The following is an 18,577-nucleotide window of genomic DNA, read 5'->3' as shown; positions in this document are numbered from 1 at the left end:
AATTTGATCGTTCAAAGAGCGGGAGATAGGCAAAAGCCAGATTTTAAAAACGATCTACAATAAAAAACCACAACCCGAGGGCTGTGGCTTCAAGGTTTTATTGAATTAGAATAATACGCGAACGCGGATCGTACCTTCAACTTCGTGAAGTGTATCGAGTGCTTCTTTAGATGCAGTTGCGTCTACATCCATTACCAAGTACCCCACATCACCTTTAGTCATTAATGATTGACCAGAGATGTTGATGCCGTGCTCAGCAAACAAGTTGTTGATTTTTGATAGAACGCCCGGCACGTTTTTGTGGATGTGAAGTAAACGGTGTTTACCTTCAGTCAACGGCAACGCGATTTCTGGGAAGTTCACAGCAGATAAAGTCATGCCTTTATCAGAGTAAGCTACGAATTTTTCAGCAACTTCTAGACCGATGTTCGCTTGAGCTTCCATTGTTGAACCGCCGACGTGAGGCGTTAAAATCACGTTGTCTAGGCCACGTAGTGGAGAAACGAATTCTTCACCGTTTGCTTTCGGTTCTTTCGGGAATACGTCAACCGCAGCGCCTGCAATGTGCCCCGATTTGATCGCATCTGCAAGATCTTCAATAAGTACACATGTACCACGTGCAGCATTGATGAAGATTGAACCTTCTTTCATTTGAGCGAATTGCTCTTTACCGAAGAAGTTACGTGTAGATGGAACGTCAGGAACATGCAGAGAAACCACATCAGCATTGGCAAGGAGTTCACCCATAGAACCAACTTGACGTGCATTACCCATTGGAAGTTTAGTCACGGCATCGTAGTAAATCACGTGCATACCTAAGCTTTCAGCAAGTACAGAAAGTTGCGAGCCAATCGAACCGTAACCAACAATACCTAAAGTTTTACCACGAGTTTCAAATGAACCGACTGCAGATTTGTTCCAACCGCCACGGTGAGTTGAAGCAGATTTTGCAGGTACACCACGAAGTAATAAAATCGCTTCAGCAAGTACAAGTTCAGCCACTGAACGTGTATTTGAGTATGGTGCGTTAAATACAGGAATACCGCGAATCATGGCAGCATTTAAGTTCACTTGGTTTGTACCGATACAGAAACAACCCACAGCGATGAGTTTGTTCGCAGCTTCAAAAACTTCTTCAGTTAATTGAGTACGCGAACGAATACCAACGAAGTGTGCATCTTTAATCGCTTCTTTCAACGCTTCACCCTCAAGCGCAGTTTTACGATAATCGATGTTGGTGTATCCGGCAGCATTTAGAGTGTCGATTGCGTTTTGATGAACGCCTTCTAACAACAAGAAACGAATTTTATCTTTAGGTAGAGAAAGATGTTGGCTCATTACGGCTCCGCTACAAAGGCCAAATTTAGTGCGCATATAATAGCATAGGAAATTGGCCGATATACATTTCCTTTATGACCCAAGACGTTGCTATTTTGGAAAATGATGTGTCAGAACAGGTCGAAAATGGTCGAATTAACCTTGTAATATTCAACAAAACATTGCAAAAACAGCTTTTTCTATCGGTTTTGTCAAAAAAAGCCAGTTATAGCTTATAATAATGCGACTCAAGCTAATCAGTACGATTCCGCTACTGATTGAATGCCCCCAGTTTCAGGCTTCTTCTTAAAATATGCATTGCCGCAGTTTTAACTGAAGATGATCTGGACCTTTAAAAAAACTTGTTTACTTCTTGCAAGGTCTGAAAACGATGAATGCTCCAGTCGCTTTAACCCCAGAGTTATTGACCCAATTGACCGCTATTGTTGGCGAAAGCCGAATTAAAACCGATGCGGATAGTCTCCAAAATTGGGGTCGTGACCATACTAAGCACTTCGATCCAAACCCGTCGGTCGTTGTTTTCCCGTCAAGCACTGAACAAGTTCAACAAATTGTCAAACTCGCAAACCAATTTAATGTAGCGATTACCCCAAGTGGCGGTCGTACCGGTTTATCTGCGGGTGCGGTAGCAGCCAACGGTGAAATCGTGGTGAGCATGGACAAGATGAACCAAATTTTGGAATTCTTCCCCGCTGACCGTATGGTTCGTGTACAAGCAGGTGTGGTAACTGAACAACTGCAAAACTATGCTGAAGAACAGGGCATGTACTACCCAGTAGATTTTGCATCTTCAGGTTCATCACAAATTGGTGGCAACATCGGGACCAATGCCGGTGGTATTAAAGTCATCAAATACGGTATGACTCGTAACTGGGTGTTGGGTATGACTGTAGTGACTGGTAAAGGTGACATCCTGCGTTTGAACAAAGGCATGATCAAAAACGCGACAGGTTATGCGCTACAACACTTATTTATTGGTGGTGAAGGCACTTTAGGTTTAGTAACTGAAGCTGAAATTAAGCTCGAACGTCAACCACACGATCTACAAGTATTGGTTCTGGGTGTACCTGATTTTGATGCAATCATGCCGGTATTGCATGCTTTCCAAAAGAAAATCGACCTGACTGCATTTGAGTTCTTTGGTGAACTTGCAATGCAAAAAGTATTGGACAATGGTCATGTTCAACGTCCGTTTGAAACGCCATGTCCGTTCTATGTATTACTTGAGTTTGAAGCACCATTTGAACCGATTATGGACGCGGCAATGGAAATCTTTGAACATTGCATGGAACAAGGTTGGGTACTGGATGGCGTGATGAGCCAAAGCCTAGACCAAGTACATAGCTTATGGCGTTTACGTGAAGACATTTCAGAGTCGATTGCACCATTTACCCCATACAAAAATGATATTTCAGTACTGATTACGCATGTACCTGCATTTATTAAAGAAATTGATGCAATTGTGGCAGAGAACTACCCAGACTTTGAAATTTGCTGGTTCGGTCATATTGGTGACGGTAACTTGCACTTAAATATTTTGAAACCTGCGGATTTGTCTAAAGATGAATTCTTTGCAAAATGCCAAGTCGTGAACAAATATGTATTTGAAACTGTGAAAAAATATGACGGTTCAATTTCGGCAGAACACGGTGTAGGCATGACCAAAAAGCCTTACCTTGACTACACCCGTTCAGCAGAAGAAATCGAATATATGAAAGCTTTGAAAAAAGTATTCGATCCAAATGCGATTATGAACCCGGGTAAATTATTCGATCTTTAATTTTTAAAGACGTACTAGAACGCATCTTCGGATGCGTTTTTTTATGCCTTATTTTAACTCCGATTTTTTAAACAGCTTAATATACATCTATTTTGTCATGTTGATTTACCAAATGGAGCGAAAAGCCCCCCCATCGTTCATGTTGGGGATATAAGCGACCACCGTTAGGTGTTAATGTGATGATTGTTGTTTAATATATTGCTTAATAATCTCCAATGGCGCACCACCACAACTTGAAGCAAAGTAACTTGGCGACCATAAAGAGCCACCCCATAATTTGCTTTTAATTTCAGGAAATTCTTTCCTTAAGTGGCGACTTGAAACACCCTTTAAGCTATTCACTAAATTTGAAACAGCAACTTTGGGTGGATAATTGATTAATAAGTGAACGTGATCGTCTTCGCCATTAAATTCGGTTAATTCAGCTTCAAAGTCCAAACAGACTTTTTTAAACATCCTTTTCATTGAATCAAGCATTGATTTTGTAAAAACGTCTTTTCTATATTTAGTCACAAATACCAAGTGAACGTGCATATTAAAAACACAGTGGCGACCTGATCTTATTTCTTGATTTACCATGATAGACCAATTAAAATATAAAGCATGAAAACACTTAAATTACGCATAAAAGACAAACATTGCAAGGTGCTAGACCAATTGGCATCTGAGGTGAACTTTGTTTGGAATTATGTGAATGATTTAGGGTTTAAACATTTAAAGAGAAAGGGTGAATTTCTTTCATCCTATGACATTGATAAGTACACCAAAGGCGCATCTAAAGAGTGTGGATTACACAGCCAAACCATTCAGGCGATTTCTGCTGAACTCGTTACCCGAAGAAAGCAGTTTAAAAAAGCCAAGCTTAAATGGCGTGTCAGCAATAAGAAATCAGCAAGAAGATCACTTGGATGGATACCGTTTAAGAAAGTAGCGATCAAATACGCTGATGGATATGTTCAATATGGCAAACAACAATTTAAGCTATGGGATAGCTATGGCTTAAGTAAATACTGTATTAAAACAGGCTCATTTGTTGAAGATAGTCGTGGTCGTTGGTATGTGTGCCTTGTAGTGGATTCACTGAAACAAGAAAAACCGACAGCCACCAAAGCCATAGGCATTGATCTAGGCTTAAAGGACGTTGCAACCTGTTCAGATGGTACCGTGATTTCAAATCCTAAATTCTATAGAAAATATGAACAGAAACTAGGAATTGCTCAACGAGCAAACAACAAGAAGCGTGTACGTGCATTACATGCAAAAATTGCAAATAGTCGTAAAGACCATTTGCATAAGGCAAGCAGCATGCTTGTTAAGGAAAATGCATTGATTGTTGTTGGTGATCTCAGTGCTAAGAGACTCGTAAAAACTAAAATGGCGAAATCTGTTTTAGACACAGGATTTTCGGCACTAAAAACAATGCTCAAGTATAAATGCGAGAACGCAGGCGTATTGTTTGAGGAAGTCAATGAAAGTTTCACCTCCCAAATCTGTTCGTGCTGCGGTGAGATCACCGCAAGTAGTCCGACAGGTAGGATAGATTTGCGAATAAGAGAATGGCAGTGCAGTAATAAAAAATGTCTCAGTCTAAATGATCGGGACATTAATGCTGCAAAGAACATTCTTGCGCTTGGGCATAAGCGTCTAGCTGTAGGAATCACCTCCGTTTAAGGGAGGTGAGGATGTCAAATTGCTTAAATAGTGTTTTCTGTAAAAAATCTGCATGATAATGTGGTAAATCATAATTTTGAGTTGGGCTTATGAATCGTTTAATGGTTGTTTCTGCATTGTGTGTGGGGATGTTAGCGGGTTGTGCGACAACGCAGAAAATTGTGTCTAAAGTGGGTTCTTCTGCTACACCACTCGATCAGGTGTTAAAAGAACGTCCCGATTTGCGTAAAGAGCTATCGACTGTGGAAATTCGTCAGTACTTTAACCGTGTGGAATCACCAAATGCAGGACAGGTGAAAGTGACTGAAACGGGTTTGATGGATGATTCAGTGAAATCGATTCGTACCATTTATAGTTTTAGATTGGTGGATGGGGAGTGGAATTGCGTAAATACGCAGAAGGAATATCAGTGCCAACGTGGTAAAAATACCAAGACTTTCCAAGCGACGAAGTGTCCTTAAACTGTAAAAAGATACGGTCTAAATTTTTTATAAAATATTCAGGATGGCGAGGTCCTTTCATTTAAAATTCGATGATTGGAGCTGGTATCTACTTTTGTTTCGGTAAAATGAGACGTGTGCTTCGTAAGGAAACCAACTTGCGGAGCAACCTCCTTACCGCAGAACTCGTTAAATACCATCTTCTATTGAGTTGGTCGTAGAAAGTGTAAATGTTGAAGAGTGTCCTGACTCGGACAATTGCGGATGAGTTTCCGTGTATCTTAATTTTCATCCACGTTAATGACTCAGGTTCACCTGTGGGGGATTTTGCCCCTGTCACCTCCGTATTTTCCCATTATGAATTGGGCAATACCGTGTCGCCTTTTTTATTGCTCGACCATTTAGGGATTAGGTTTCTGAAACCAACCCAACTGAAAAAAGGGGTGCTTGAACACCCACATCGTGGATTTGAAGCAGAATCGTTTTCTGTGTGCACTAGCCAAAAAAAATAAACATACAGCCATAGAAAACGCTGCTAAACTAGATGGACTTACTTGGTACGATCTGCTGTTTAAGTTCTGATGAATTTCTTATTGGCGTCTTGTGAATATGGCGCAAACCTTGCAAATTTCCTGCACTCTCCAAATTTTATATTTTAATATTTTTTAGTGTTTGTCATTGGGCTGACGCGTCTCTCCACGAATATAGACCCTGCCTAATCCCGACACATTTTTATATGTAGATAACAATGCAAAACGTACATACTGCAAAGTTAAGCCGTGCCACGTTGATGTTTCCTTTGGCATTGGTGTTATTTGAATTTTCAGTCTATATCGGTAACGATTTAGTCCAGCCAGCAATGCTTGCCATTACCCAAGAATTTGGGGTAAGTAGTGCGTGGGCACCTTCTTCCATGTCGTTTTATTTACTTGGTGGCGCGTGTGTCGCGGCTATTTTAGGGCCTTTGTCTGACCGCCTCGGCCGTAAAGTCGTACTGCTCGGTGGTGTGGTTTTTTTCACACTGTGTTGTTTGGCGATTTTACTGACCGACACTATTGAAAGCTTTTTAACCCTGCGCTTTTTACAAGGCTTTGGATTATCCGTAATTTCTGCTGTGGGCTATGCTGCCATTCAGGAAACTTTTGAAGAGCGTGACGCCATTAAAGTCATGGCATTGATGGCCAATATTTCCTTACTTGCACCCTTAATGGGGCCGGTACTTGGTGCCTTTATGATTGATCATGTGTCATGGCATTGGGGCTTTATTGGCATTGCTTTTCTGTCCTTTCTCAGTGGGTTTGGTTTAAAAGCCAAAATGCCGACGCAGCAGATCAGTATTCCGAAACAGCCGATTGGTTATATTTTTGATGACTTTAAACAGGTATTGAAAAATAAACGCTTTTTGGCCCTGACTTTTGGACTGCCGATGGTGGCAATGCCATTGATGCTCTGGATTGCACTGTCACCAGTGATCTTGGTGGAGGAATTCGGACTCAGTAGCATGCAATATGGTTTGGCACAATTCCCTGTATTGGGCGGTTTGATTATTGGGAACTTGGTGTTGATTAAAATTATCGACAAATTGCCATTGGGTCAATCGGTCATGATTGGTTTACCGTTGATGCTGTTGGGAACAGGCTTGGTGGTGCTTGGCATGTTTACACCGACTTATTTTTTAACGTTACTGATTATAGGAATGACTTTGGTCAGTTTTGGTGAAGGCATTAGTTTCTCCGTATTATACCGTTTTGCCTTGATGTCATCTGAGGTATCGAAGGGGACTGTGGCAGCGGCTGTTTCAGTTTTAATGATGATTTCATTCTTTGCGGTGATCGAGTTGGTGCGAGTGCTTTATGAAGGCTTTGGCTTATGGGCGTATAGCTTGACCGGGGTTGGCTTAATTTTACTGTGGTTTAGTTTCCCACGGTTTTTTGTTAAAAAGATTATGCAGCAGCGTAAAGCTAGGGGTGAGTTTTAAAAGTAGGCTAAACGGTGGTTCGCTATTATCTCCCCATAAATCAGCGATAAAAAAGCCCAACAATGTGTTTGATCAAGTGGTTGGGATTTTTAAATTGTACGATTAATTTTGCGTAGTAAGTTGTTCAGACTGCTTTAATTTACGATCAAAAATAAAAGGACCAAAAGGCAAAATAGAAGCAATCAGGCCCATTAAAAACACACTAAGGGACCATTTTTGTTTTTCACAGACCACAAACAGCACCACCAAGAATGCAATAAAGAGCACACCATGACCCATGCCGACGTATTTCACCAAAATTGGATTGTCCATCAGGTATTTCATGGGCATAGCAATAAACAATAATAATAGAAATGAAATGCCTTCTAGTAGGCCCACAATACGTAAGGTCTTGATATTCATGTACAGTTTACATTCAAAGTCATTTAAGCCTTGAGTGTACCTGAAATAATGGGCCAAACCTAATATTTATTAAACAGATAAAATCCTTAAGTTGATGTATTTTAATAAATTAATTCTGAGTGATGGGCTTGGTTTAATTCAATATATGCTAAAGCCATTATTGAGTTTCGGCTTTTCATAATTAGCGTTTGAGCAATATCTATTTCGGTAGTGTGTTTTTGTGGACAATGACATGCTGAGGATATTTTGGAAATTAGACTGAATTTTTTCAATGAACTGCTTATTTTAGGTAAGAGAAAAGCGGACTGAAAGTCCGCTTATTCGTTCAATTTTTTTAGCTTCAATTATCGAATCACACCACAAGCAATACGGTCACCGCCACCGCCTAAAGGTTTTGGATCATCTGAATAGTTATCTCCACCGGCATGCACCATGATGGCTAAACCTTGAACATCAGCAAGTTTGAGGCGTGGCGCAATCAAATTCACTTTAGCCGTACCATCTGTTTGCACTTGTAGAATCGGTAAATCGCCCATATGACCTGTGAGTGGTGTTCCGTGATGTGGGACAGCTTTCGGGTTGAAGTGACCGCCTGCGGCAATGGCAGCACCCATTTTTCCATCTTTTTCCGCAGGTGCACATGAACCTTTTTCATGGATATGGAAACCATGTGGGCCGGGTGGTAACTGGCTAAGATTGGTGTTAATAACCAGACCAGCAGGACTATCAACCAATTGAATTTGTCCGATATTTGCTCCAATTCCTTGAGCAGTGACTGCATTAACGGTCACAGATTTAGTATTCAGACCCGTTGCAGGAAGGGTACTGGCACAGCCAGTAAAAATTAGTGTACTGACTGCTGCTAAAGCGCTTAGTTTGAATAAAGAAGAAATCATGGGCATCCTGTCTGTTTTTATGATTCAAACCATTGAAACAGAAGCCAAGGCAGGATGACAGATAATTTAAGTATTTGATTGTAAAATTTGTTTAAGCACAATTTGGCTTTTACTGACTTGGCGTATCGTCCGTATTGTCGAGGTCATGTGCCATGGTAGCCTTAGGCATCATTACCGGTTCAATTTTGGTTTCATGCAACCATTCACGCCAAATGGCGAGCAATACCGCCAGAATCACAGGACCAATAAATAAACCGATCAAACCGAAACTGGCAATACCGCCCAACACACCGAACATGATCAGTAAGAAGGGAATTTGCGTTGCGCCAGAGATGACCAATGGACGAATCACGTTATCCGCAGTACTGACAATACATACGCCCCATGCCATCACGCCAATCGCTTCAATAGTTTGTCCTTGTGAGAATAACCATAAAGACACTGCGCTATAAGCAACTGGAGGGCCAAAAGGAATCAGGGCCAACATAAAGGTAATGATGGTTAGCAGCATTGGATTTGGAACGCCTACAACGAAATAACTGAGACCTGCCAGCAGCGCTTGGGCAATAGCAGTGAGGCCAATCCCGTAAACCACGGCACGCGTTGTATCTGAAATGGTGGCAAAATAATGATGAATACGCGGGCCAATCACCATCTCTAAAGCTTTACTCACCTGACTTAAAATCGTTTGTCCATCACGATAGAAGAAAAATAAAGACATTACCGCAAAGCACAGTTTGAAAATATTTTTGCTGATTTCACTAAATAAAATTTTGCCGTAATTCAGATGCCCCTGAATCCAAATTTGAACCGATTGAATAATGCTGTTTGGATCATTATTCAATTCTTTTAAAGTACGCGTAACTTCTTTACCAATAAAGGGCAATTGACGAATAAAATCGGGCACATTGACATGACCCGAGAATACCTGTTTTTGTAATTCAAAATATAGGTTACGACCTTCGTGTTGTAACAGGAAAATCGCAAAGATTACCGGCAAGCCAACAACTAAGATCACCAGTAGAATCATCAAGGTGGCGCTCAAATTGGTTCGATTACCACAAAAACGATGTACCGATTGATAAAGCGGCCACGTCATATAGGCAATAATCGCGGCCCAAACAACAGGTACAATAAAGTATTTGAGGACACTAAAGCTCAAAAAAATCAGGATAAAAAATAATCCAAATAATAAGACTTTTTGTAAAGTGGGCGCGAAGGTTGGCAATGAATTCTCAGATTATTTCATCAAGGTGAGCCCAATCTTAACTGAAAAAAAAGCTCCCGAAAACGAGAGCTTGTTAAGTTATGGTGAATATCTTTCAGTCTGAATTGCTAAACGATACAGTATTCGGTTTGAAAACCAGAAAATGCGCTGCTTAAAACCACTCCGATTCATCTTCAATAATGGCATTTAGCACAGGCTGCCATTGATGTTGCATGGCTAAATAAGCTTTCTGAGACTTGTCAAATACAGATAAACCTTGCATCGCCAATTGACTATAGGCTGTGCGTTCAGAAATCCAGGCCACCGGTTGCTGTTCGATTTTATGAAAGAACTCCTGCATTTCTTTTGAGTGAGCAGAATTGGGTTTTACTCGATTGGCTAATAGCAGAATTTGTACTTTACCTTTACGAATACGTTTAATGTCTTGTAAATGCTTTAAGAAGCGTCGCGTGGAGTCGATATCAAAAAATGATGGTTGCAGCGGGGTAATAATGGCCTGCGCTTCATTGACCAACTGATCGGCATGTTCCCCTGACAGTGCGCCCGGCGCATCAATGATTAAATATTCAATCCCTTTAGGAACTTCACCAATCGATTTTTCATGGCGCCAATCTAGGCTTTGGATTGGTGCTGCGGTCTCAGGACGTTGTTTGAGCCATTGGCGAGCGGACTTTTGATTGTCGGCATCAGCCAGTGCAACTTTATATCCTTTTTGTGCTAAGGCCGATGCTAAACTGATTGCTGTAATGGTTTTGCCACAACCACCTTTTTGATTGGCAATTAAAAGTGTTTTCATTGACCTAAATCGATTTTATTCTGCTCATCCCTAGCATATCATTCTTTAATGCGAGGAGTATGATAAAGGACAAAAGTCTTAGTTTTTCCTCAAAATCGTAATGTAAGCAATTAAAAAATTAGGAATTTTGCATGTCTGTCTGGATGGCGATGTTAATTGGCGCAGGTATCGGCATTGTGCTGACCACCTTAATTTTAAGTGGCAGTCGAAATGGTCGGATTAAGGCAGAATATGAGCAATATATTGCTGAGTTGGAACTGGAACATCAACACGCATTGACTCAGGCGCAAAAGCGCAGCGTTAATACCAGTCGCGCGGTACTGAAAGGCAAAATGGCAGAGCAAATGGCCCCGATCATGCCTGAATTTCAATATCTCCCCAGTGATGCGAAGTTTCTTGGCGACCCGATTGATTATGTGGTGTTTGATGGTTATACCGACTATCGGGATGGCGATGGTCGTGCTGAAGATATTGAAATTGTGTTGATTGATATTAAAAGTGGTGGAGCACGTTTAACCAAAGGGCAGCAAGCGATTGCACAAGCCATGGCCGAGGGTCGCGTGCGCTTTGAAACCATCCGTATTGATTTTGATGAATTATAAAAGCAGCATTGCTTTAAGCAGGACATAGCCAAAGGACAAGATTGAAGTCATGGAAAAACTTTTTGTTGCAGCTGCTTTGTTTGCATTGATGCTGTGGATTTGGTCTGAGTATTTTCGTGCTATTCCAGACTTAGAACAGACGGGCGTGCTGAAAAACTTTCAGGTTCTTAGTACGGACACTATGTCAGGACAATTTATGGTACTGGATAAACGCTACTACAGTGCAGGGCAGCGCTTTTTACATCCGGCTGCACCGACCGTGGTCGGTGGCTTTCAAGATTTGGCCTATGTCAGCAATATTGATTTGCTACTCAGTTCAGGCTCACAAAGTCGGGATGCACTCAAACAACTTCTGGAATGGTCACAGCAACAGCGATGCTTCACGGTAAAAAACTCAAAAATGTCTGCGACTCAATTTGAACAGCGCAAAGCTGAATTACAAAATGTCAGTGTGATTGCGGCATCAAAGCAGGTGGCCGATCAGATCCGCCGCGTAAAAACAGGACAGCGTATTCAAATTCGAGGAGAATGGGTTGAGGTGAATTCGACCAAAACTGGTCGTCCTTATAGCACCGTAGATTTTCAGAGCCAGAACCCATGTGGTATCTTGAAAATAAATAGTATCAGTACCCTAAATTAATAGGGTATCGTTTTAAATCCAAGATTCAAAAAGCCAGTAGTGATTTCATGGCTTGTATTTACCGTAATTAAGAGCATTTTTGCGCACGTACAAGCAGCATGCGTTGCCCAATTTTTGGAATAGTTGCTGCATCAAAATATTCACATTGCAGCAGTTCAAACTGGGCATTTTTGAGTAATTTTTCCATATCACGATTCAGATGACAGCCATCCGCAACTTTCTTTTGAAGAGGTGTCAGTAAGTTCTGAAACAGTTGAATGCGTTGATTTTCATTGTGTAATACATGTTCAACCAAATGAAAGGTTCCACTCGGTTTCAGCACACGGTAAATTTCTGCTAGGGCTTGTTCCACATGAGCAATGCTACACAGCGTCCAAGTACTGACAATGTGATCTAAACTCGCATCGGCGAAGGGAAGTTTTTCTGCGCTGGCTTGGATATGTTGCACATCAAAGGGCGTGGCGCAAATACGTTCAGCAGCTAAATGGTAAATATCCGGATTCGGTTCTAGCGCATATAAAGTATCGACATTTTGATAAAACGCTAAATTTAGTCCAGTCCCAAACCCTATTTCCAAAACTTCTCCTGATACTGTCGCAAGTAGCTCACGGCGCTTATCCATCAGACTCGGTGTTTGCATCACTTGATTTAGTAAATGCGGAAAAATATGCTGCTGATAAAACTTATAAATCATTTTTAATCTTTATTTTTAGGCTTAGCGCTAGTGTAAAGGATGATGGTTTAGGCTGTCATGCTGGAACTGACTGAATCCCTGCATTTTGTTACCAAGTTCATAAGGTTTATGCAGATAATCTGCGTAATATAGAGTTACAACTGTGAAATATATCGATCTGATTTAAGTTTAATTTCAGCTTTTGATTTTAGGTTAAAAGGATGATGAGCTGCCCACATGAGGCAGTTGCAGTGAAAGTGAAATGTGTAAGCAATCGGTAAAGAGGATAACTTGATGATTAAACCAATGCTATTAAGTACTGTGTTGGCAGGCTTATTATGGAATGTCGGTGTTCAAGCCTCTACAGACTATAATATTGCCAAAGGACTTTCGCCTGTGGCCAAAGGTCAGTCGATTTCATCCTTAAAAGCGTTTAAAGGTGACTTTCGTATTTTAGGTTCCAAAACCTACCAGTCCGATGAACAAGCCAAATTTTCACCGATTGATTATGCCGTGAGTTGGGGCTTATTTGCTGAACCTGAAATTGCGCGCAGCATTTCGGTCAATCAATATGATCGCTTCCTGAACTGGAAAATGGATCGTGTGCCGGTTCCACAAAAACAAGCCATGATGATGGTTTCCAATATGCATATCATTCCGGCCAACCCTCAAATTGCCAAACAGATTACTCAAGTGAAACGCGGTGATTTGGTCCGTCTTAAAGGCGATTTGGTTGAAGTTAAAGATAAGGATTTGGTTTGGACTTCATCTTTGACCCCAACCGATACTGGCGATGGCGCTTGTGAAGTCTTTCGGGTCAATTCCATTCAGTGGATTGAAAAAGTGAAAGCTTAAAACCAGTTTAAACCGCGGTGATTCAACAAGGGCTTAAAGAAAGAGATGATGAAACATAAGCTGAAGCAGATGCTCCTTGGGCTGATGATTGCCAGTGGTTTAATGTTAGGTGGATGTACCAGTATGAGCCCGACAATAGATGGTAAAACCCATATTTTTACGGAACAGCAAAGTTGCCCAACCTTGTTGGAAATGGATCGTGGACAAACCCTTGAAGTGTTACTGAAGGAAAATCCAACGACAGGTTATATGTGGTCTTTAGCAGCACAACCGAAATTATTTAATGTTGAAGAAAGTTATCAAACTGACCAACCTCAAACGGCAAAAGATGCTGTACCGATGGTCGGTGTCGGTGGTCAAAAAATCTATCGTTTTACTGCTATACATGCAGGTCAAGAGTTGCTGCATTTAAAACACGCAAGAGTTTGGGAACATGCACCGATTGATGAGTGGACTTGTCGAGTGAGAATTTCTTAATGTTATGCTCGATAAGAAAGATCAAATAAAAGTGATACGACAGGATAGGGATTCGATGGTTTTAAATACACTTTTAAAGCCCATCAATCAGCTTAAATTACTTCGCTGTCAGCGCTTGACCATCAAATTGAATACCTTCCCAGCCATTTTGCATAAACTGACGGATATTTCGGTGATCTGTCGCTTCAGGCTTTGCAAGCACTCCCGCATAATGTTCAGCAAAAAGACTTAAAGTTTCGGCTTGATTCAGACCGTGCAATTGTGCAAATGCAAAAACTTTGGCACTGCCTTGATTTTCAGTGCTTGCATTGACTTGTTGACCGTTGGTAAATGCCGTTGGAGTATGGGTATAACGTGCTTCAATAAAGGCAATCACATCTGAAAACTGAGCAGTTCCTGCTTGAAGTTGAGTCAATAATTCCTGAGCCATAATGTCCTCAAATCATAATAAAATGGTGCAAAGCCCGCTGACTATAGCAAATTTTTCTCGGATCACTGAACACTATTTGCCTAAATTAAATGCGTGTATAGTGGTTTAGCTAAACAGATGAAAACCGTCTGTGATGCTATGCATAAATCATTGCAATAGGACAATTATGAACTGGCTTTGGGTCGCACTGGGTGGTGCAATTGGTGCAACTTTTCGCTATGGCACCGGCGTTTTACTGATTAAACCGACAGGACTGTTTCCATGGACCACGTGGTGGATCAATCTTTTGGGCTGCTTCCTTGCGGGTGTGTTTTTTGCATTGAGTCAAAAATATCCAGTTCTGCAAAATGAAGCACGTTTGTTTTTAATGGTTGGGATTTTGGGTGGTTTTACCACATTTTCCAGTTTTGGTTTAGAAACCTTTCAACTGTTACGGCATGGACAAAGTATCTTGGCTTTCAGTTATGCGCTTTCAAGTTTGGTTCTTGGCGTAATTGTTTTAGGACTGGGATATTACCTATTTCAAACCCTACTGAAATTTGAATAACAACAAAAAACCATATTTCAAAAATATCCTCATAAAAAAAAGAAGCTCAGGCTGGAGGAGAGGATCCTGAACTTCTTTAATCGTTTTACTTTAAAAGCAGAAACTTAACTGAATATGAACATCTTGTGAGTGTTTGCAATCTGCACCATGTTTATTTAAGTTTGTAATTTAGCCTTGATTATTCAATCGCCTGCGATTACCCAAAAGACAGAGGCAATCACAGAGACGGTATTATGCCGTTGGCGGTACCAATTCATTAAATAAATCGGTCAGATTGTCATTCACTTTTAAATGAATTAAGTTCCAATAATGACCCGAGACGGTACGGTTGACCATTAAGGTATCGGGTGAGGGTTTGAACACATCCCAATATTTGAGAGAGGGTTTAATCAGCTCCACCCCATCATGATGGGCTGAGTTTTCAGCAAAGTCATATTGAGTGGTGAGTGGGCGCATCAGGACTTCTAACCATTGCTCATACAGCTCAGTTGGAAATTTACCCAAGGCATTGAGGGAATGCAGCGCATCGAGATGTTGTTCCATTAAGGCAATATCATGCTGACGTGCAGCATTAATTAACTGTTTAAAATGCGACACGACTTCGAGTGATAAGGTTTTGACCCCACCGTAGTCATAAACAATCACCGAGCCATCTTCACGAAAGGCAAAGTTCCCCGGATGTGGGTCACAGTGGAAACGTTTGAGAAAGAAAATTTCCTGTCCAATTGCACGGAATAGACGACGACCGAGTTCGTTCCGGGTTTCCTGTGACCATGTGCTTGCGGTTTCTATACTTTCACCCAACTCTAGGCTAAGGGTTAAAATATGCCGCGATGAATAGTCATTAAAGACTTGTGGAATGATGATTTTACTGTCGAGTGCGCTATGAAAGGCCCGAGCGACTTCAAGATTTTGTGCTTCAATTTCATAGTTTAGCTCATTGTCCAAACTTTCTTGAATTTCTTGAAACAGTTTATCTTGCAACTTCCGGTCAATTTTTAACACACCCATCAGGCGCAGTGCCAAACGAACTTGTTTTAAGTCACTTTCACAGGCTTCATCAACACCTGGATATTGCACCTTGACCACCACTTGCTGACCATTTGGCAATACGGCTTTATGCACTTGACCAATGGAAGCAGCGGCAAAAGGTTGTTCATCAAAACTTTTAAAAATTTGATTCAGCGGTTTACCGAGTTCTTTTTCCACTTGTGCCTTAATTTCGGCAAAGGGCATTGGGGGGGCTTGGCGTTGCAGTTTACTAATTGCCTTCGCCACTTCAGGTGGGAAAATGTCTTTGTATTGCGAGGCAATTTGCCCCACTTTCATCACCGCACCTTTCATTTCACCCAAAGTATCTGCAATTTGCAGACCGATGTCCTGAAAAAGTTTAGTGCGCGAGGCATTTTTCTGTTCTTCATCGGCAGTAAGATTGCGAATCGAATTTGAGACGGTTTTAGTAGCAATGCTTGCGGTCATGCTCGCAAGCTTCATAAAGCGACGACCGGGAGTACTAGCCGTTTTTGCCATGTGATGTTCCTCAAGATCATCTATTTATTATCTATGATTGATCATAGGCGACAAAATACCAACTGCCTACTTTAAATTGTTAAGACTTTATTTCTCTTCATAAAGTTCAGGGTAAAAATATCAATACTGAAAAACGTTCAGGCAAATTTTAGCTAGAGATAGAATGGTTTAAAATGGCGTGTTGATGGATGGAATATTGAAAATGAAGCTGTATCGTTATTTAACTGGTAAAGATGATGTGAACTTTTGCGCTCGCGTGACCAAAGCGCTGAACGAAGGCTATGAACTTTATGGCTCACCAACCATGGCCTTTAATGGCACGGATGTGATTGTCGGACAGGCGATTATTAAAAAGGTCGAAGATGAATCCGAAGTGCCTCAAGGTTTGAAAAATGCCGTAGCTGCACTTGATTAATCGACTTTGGCCGTGGCTTCTTGTTGAGTCTCATTTAATTCTATCTGTGGACTTAAATATTGGCTGCACTGGTTATGGTGTAGATTGGTATTAAATTCAATGAGGTTTTTGGTCACTAAAAAGTCTTGGTCTTCCGCAGAGGCAAATTTCGGATTGGCCGCAATAAAGTCTTGATAGCGATAGGCCATGCCTGATTGTTGGCAACTGAGTTTTAAGCGTGTGGTATAAGAGTCTGCTTGCTGTTCTTGATAGTAACGCAACGCGGTCCATAAGGCGTTATTGATATAATCAAACTCGTGTTGAGTCTGTACGTTGATCGGGGCTTGATAAAGTGGAAATTGGTGATGATCAATGATTTCTTCAGCATATAGCGTGAAGCTAAAGAACAAAAGCGTAATGCTGCAAGCAGGTTGAAATATTTTTAACATTATTCTTATCCAGTTGAGTGGGCCTATTCCGCATTGGTGCTCATCGCAATGGAATGCGGAACAGACTTTTAGACTTAAATATTTTAAACCGACTGTGTCAGGCGTTTATTCATCATAAATAAACGGGTTAATAACAGGATACAGGCCACAGTCAAACCGACAATTAGACCAATCCATACACCGGCAGCACCAGTCGTGGTAAAGCGAGCTAAATAGATCCCTAGCGGGAAAGCCACAATCCAATAGGCCACCATGGTAATCCACATCGGGCCTTTGGTGTCTTGCATGCCACGTAGGCAACCTGCTGCACTGACTTGCCATGCATCCATCAATTGATAGGCGATTGCAAATAAGATCAAGTACACCGCCAGTTTCGCAACGTCATAATCATTGGTATAGAGTGAGACAATTTCATTGCGGAAGAACCATAACAATAGCATGGTCATCACGGCAAAAACTGTTCCTGTCGCAAGCCCCACGTTTTGCACTTTACGCATCGCCACCCAGTTTTTTTCTCCATAATAGGTGCCGACTCGAATAGTCAGTGCAATAGCTAAAGACATCGGGATCATAAACAGTTGTGACGTTACGGAGATGGCAATTTGATGGGCTGCAACCGTAATTTCTCCTAAAGGGCTGAGAACGATGGCTGCGGTACTAAAAATACTCACTTCAAAAAAGATCGCCAAGCCAATTGGAAAACCGAGTTTTAAAATGCGTTTGACCCAATAGCGATCGATTTTTTCAAAGACGGCAAAGGGTTGGGTTTTTTGATAGACCGAACCTTTAAAGATATAACCGGCTAAAGCAAAGAACATTAACCATTGCAAAATTGCGGTGGCAAAACCACAACCGGCAGAGCCCATTTCAGGAATCGGTCCAAGGCCATACATAAACACAAAGTTCAAAGGAATCAAGGCCACTAAGGCCAATAAACTCAGTGCCGTAACTGGACGAGGGTAGCCTAAGGCTTCCGAATAACCACGTAGCGCTGCATACATGGTCACTGCCGGCATACCTAAACTAATGGCATGTAAGAACAGATTGGCTTTTGGCAGTAAAACTTCGGGCACACCCAAAATTGGCAGTAACAGCGGCATAGCTTGTAAAATTAATGCTGCGATAATACCGAGAAAAAATGCGACCCATAAGGATTGACGCGCAATGGTGGCAATTTTCTCTGGTGTACGTGCACCGTTGGCTTCTGCCACCAACGGGGTGGTTGCAATCATGATGCCGCAAAACAGCAGCATGACTGGAATCCATAGCCCCACACCCACAGCAATGGCTGCAAGGTCATTGGCCGATAAATGTCCTGCCATCACGGTATCAATGAGGCCAAATCCTGCTTGCGCAAATTGCGTAATTAAAATCGGGACGATGAGATGAAACAGTTTTTTTAATTCATACTTGCTGGTTGTTACAGCCGTGACAGTCGACACAAAACGTAC

At 41.5% G+C, this 18,577-nt stretch carries 21 protein-coding genes and 1 pseudogene; 11 read left to right on the top strand and 11 right to left on the bottom strand.

Features of this window, described 5'->3' with window-relative positions; all coding sequences use genetic code 11:
* Positions 1–105 precede the first annotated feature (105 nt).
* On the bottom strand, positions 106–1,338 hold the full coding sequence (gene serA, locus ACN6OV_RS10260; protein ID WP_374666336.1) for a phosphoglycerate dehydrogenase: 1,233 nt from the start codon (positions 1,336–1,338) through the stop codon (positions 106–108).
* 370 nt (positions 1,339–1,708) lie between these two features.
* On the opposite strand from serA, the gene ACN6OV_RS10255 reads away from it, so the two are divergent.
* Positions 1,709–3,118 carry an FAD-binding oxidoreductase gene (locus ACN6OV_RS10255; protein ID WP_180039425.1) on the top strand — a complete coding sequence of 470 codons (1,410 nt, stop codon included), beginning with the start codon at positions 1,709–1,711 and terminating at the stop codon, positions 3,116–3,118.
* A 171-nt stretch (positions 3,119–3,289) separates the two neighbouring features.
* Here the strand turns inward: ACN6OV_RS10255 and tnpA are convergent, their stop codons facing one another.
* Positions 3,290–3,697: an IS200/IS605 family transposase gene (gene tnpA / locus ACN6OV_RS10250; protein ID WP_180039427.1), complete on the bottom strand. Its 408-nt coding sequence runs from the start codon at positions 3,695–3,697 to the stop codon at positions 3,290–3,292.
* A gap of 24 nt (positions 3,698–3,721) precedes the next feature.
* Here tnpA and ACN6OV_RS10245 point away from each other — a divergent pair, with 24 nt between their 5' ends.
* The 4 genes and pseudogenes from ACN6OV_RS10245 (at position 3,722) to ACN6OV_RS10230 (ending at position 7,207) form a co-directional block, all read left to right on the top strand.
* Positions 3,722–4,789: an RNA-guided endonuclease InsQ/TnpB family protein gene (locus tag ACN6OV_RS10245; RefSeq protein WP_427952636.1), complete on the top strand. Its 1,068-nt coding sequence runs from the start codon at positions 3,722–3,724 to the stop codon at positions 4,787–4,789.
* Positions 4,790–4,878: 89 nt separating this feature from the next.
* Entirely contained in the window at positions 4,879–5,250 is a 372-nt protein-coding gene (locus ACN6OV_RS10240; protein WP_427952634.1) for a hypothetical protein, read from the top strand.
* Between the two features lie 209 nt (positions 5,251–5,459).
* Positions 5,460–5,702, top strand: a pseudogene (locus ACN6OV_RS10235) (hypothetical protein); the annotation flags it as partial.
* 275 nt (positions 5,703–5,977) lie between these two features.
* Entirely contained in the window at positions 5,978–7,207 is a 1,230-nt protein-coding gene (locus tag ACN6OV_RS10230) for an MFS transporter (protein ID WP_427952632.1), read from the top strand.
* Between the two features lie 102 nt (positions 7,208–7,309).
* On the opposite strand, the gene ACN6OV_RS10225 is transcribed toward ACN6OV_RS10230, so the two are convergent.
* From ACN6OV_RS10225 to ACN6OV_RS10210, 4 genes are all read right to left on the bottom strand, one after another.
* Entirely contained in the window at positions 7,310–7,609 is a 300-nt protein-coding gene (locus ACN6OV_RS10225; protein WP_427952630.1) for a DUF3817 domain-containing protein, read from the bottom strand.
* 344 nt (positions 7,610–7,953) lie between these two features.
* Positions 7,954–8,502, bottom strand: coding sequence for a superoxide dismutase [Cu-Zn] SodC (gene sodC, locus ACN6OV_RS10220; RefSeq protein WP_427952692.1), 549 nt, complete (start codon positions 8,500–8,502; stop codon positions 7,954–7,956).
* Positions 8,503–8,614: 112 nt separating this feature from the next.
* Entirely contained in the window at positions 8,615–9,733 is a 1,119-nt protein-coding gene (locus ACN6OV_RS10215) for an AI-2E family transporter (RefSeq protein WP_427952628.1), read from the bottom strand.
* A gap of 151 nt (positions 9,734–9,884) precedes the next feature.
* Positions 9,885–10,529, bottom strand: coding sequence for a ParA family protein (locus ACN6OV_RS10210; protein ID WP_427952626.1), 645 nt, complete (start codon positions 10,527–10,529; stop codon positions 9,885–9,887).
* 131 nt (positions 10,530–10,660) lie between these two features.
* Here ACN6OV_RS10210 and ACN6OV_RS10205 point away from each other — a divergent pair, with 131 nt between their 5' ends.
* Both ACN6OV_RS10205 and ACN6OV_RS10200 read left to right on the top strand, forming a co-directional pair.
* The gene (locus ACN6OV_RS10205; protein WP_427952624.1) at positions 10,661–11,131 is read left to right on the top strand and encodes a Holliday junction resolvase-like protein; all 471 of its coding nucleotides are present in this window, start codon (positions 10,661–10,663) and stop codon (positions 11,129–11,131) included.
* Between the two features lie 49 nt (positions 11,132–11,180).
* The gene (locus ACN6OV_RS10200) at positions 11,181–11,771 is read left to right on the top strand and encodes a hypothetical protein (protein ID WP_427952622.1); all 591 of its coding nucleotides are present in this window, start codon (positions 11,181–11,183) and stop codon (positions 11,769–11,771) included.
* Positions 11,772–11,838: 67 nt separating this feature from the next.
* On the opposite strand, the gene ACN6OV_RS10195 is transcribed toward ACN6OV_RS10200, so the two are convergent.
* Entirely contained in the window at positions 11,839–12,465 is a 627-nt protein-coding gene (locus ACN6OV_RS10195; protein WP_427952620.1) for a class I SAM-dependent methyltransferase, read from the bottom strand.
* A 285-nt stretch (positions 12,466–12,750) separates the two neighbouring features.
* On the opposite strand from ACN6OV_RS10195, the gene ACN6OV_RS10190 reads away from it, so the two are divergent.
* Together ACN6OV_RS10190 and ACN6OV_RS10185 are read left to right on the top strand one after the other, a co-directional pair.
* Positions 12,751–13,299, top strand: coding sequence for a hypothetical protein (locus ACN6OV_RS10190; RefSeq protein ID WP_427952690.1), 549 nt, complete (start codon positions 12,751–12,753; stop codon positions 13,297–13,299).
* A gap of 45 nt (positions 13,300–13,344) precedes the next feature.
* Positions 13,345–13,776, top strand: coding sequence for a protease inhibitor I42 family protein (locus ACN6OV_RS10185; protein ID WP_427952618.1), 432 nt, complete (start codon positions 13,345–13,347; stop codon positions 13,774–13,776).
* A gap of 97 nt (positions 13,777–13,873) precedes the next feature.
* Here the strand turns inward: ACN6OV_RS10185 and ACN6OV_RS10180 are convergent, their stop codons facing one another.
* On the bottom strand, positions 13,874–14,206 hold the full coding sequence (locus ACN6OV_RS10180; RefSeq protein WP_427952616.1) for a HopJ type III effector protein: 333 nt from the start codon (positions 14,204–14,206) through the stop codon (positions 13,874–13,876).
* A 166-nt stretch (positions 14,207–14,372) separates the two neighbouring features.
* Here ACN6OV_RS10180 and crcB point away from each other — a divergent pair, with 166 nt between their 5' ends.
* Positions 14,373–14,753 carry a fluoride efflux transporter CrcB gene (gene crcB / locus ACN6OV_RS10175; protein ID WP_427952614.1) on the top strand — a complete coding sequence of 127 codons (381 nt, stop codon included), beginning with the start codon at positions 14,373–14,375 and terminating at the stop codon, positions 14,751–14,753.
* 231 nt (positions 14,754–14,984) lie between these two features.
* On the opposite strand, the gene ACN6OV_RS10170 is transcribed toward crcB, so the two are convergent.
* Positions 14,985–16,283: an ABC1 kinase family protein gene (locus ACN6OV_RS10170; protein ID WP_427952612.1), complete on the bottom strand. Its 1,299-nt coding sequence runs from the start codon at positions 16,281–16,283 to the stop codon at positions 14,985–14,987.
* Positions 16,284–16,485: 202 nt separating this feature from the next.
* On the opposite strand from ACN6OV_RS10170, the gene ACN6OV_RS10165 reads away from it, so the two are divergent.
* Complete coding sequence (locus ACN6OV_RS10165; RefSeq protein ID WP_427952610.1) at positions 16,486–16,698, top strand: DUF1737 domain-containing protein; 213 nt, start codon at positions 16,486–16,488, stop codon at positions 16,696–16,698.
* Here ACN6OV_RS10165 and ACN6OV_RS10160 read toward each other — a convergent pair.
* Positions 16,695–17,126, bottom strand: a complete 432-nt coding sequence (locus ACN6OV_RS10160) for a hypothetical protein (RefSeq protein WP_427952608.1) — start codon at positions 17,124–17,126, stop codon at positions 16,695–16,697. The two genes, ACN6OV_RS10165 and ACN6OV_RS10160, sit on opposite strands and share 4 nt — an antisense overlap.
* A gap of 83 nt (positions 17,127–17,209) precedes the next feature.
* On the bottom strand, positions 17,210–18,568 hold the full coding sequence (locus ACN6OV_RS10155) for an MATE family efflux transporter (protein WP_427952606.1): 1,359 nt from the start codon (positions 18,566–18,568) through the stop codon (positions 17,210–17,212).
* Between the last annotated feature and the right edge of the window lie 9 nt (positions 18,569–18,577).

The sequence above is a fragment of the Acinetobacter sp. genome, assembly GCF_050285345.1.
In the GTDB taxonomy this organism is placed as follows: Bacteria; Pseudomonadota; Gammaproteobacteria; order Pseudomonadales; family Moraxellaceae; genus Acinetobacter.
This window is presented reverse-complemented; position numbering and strand designations above follow the sequence as displayed.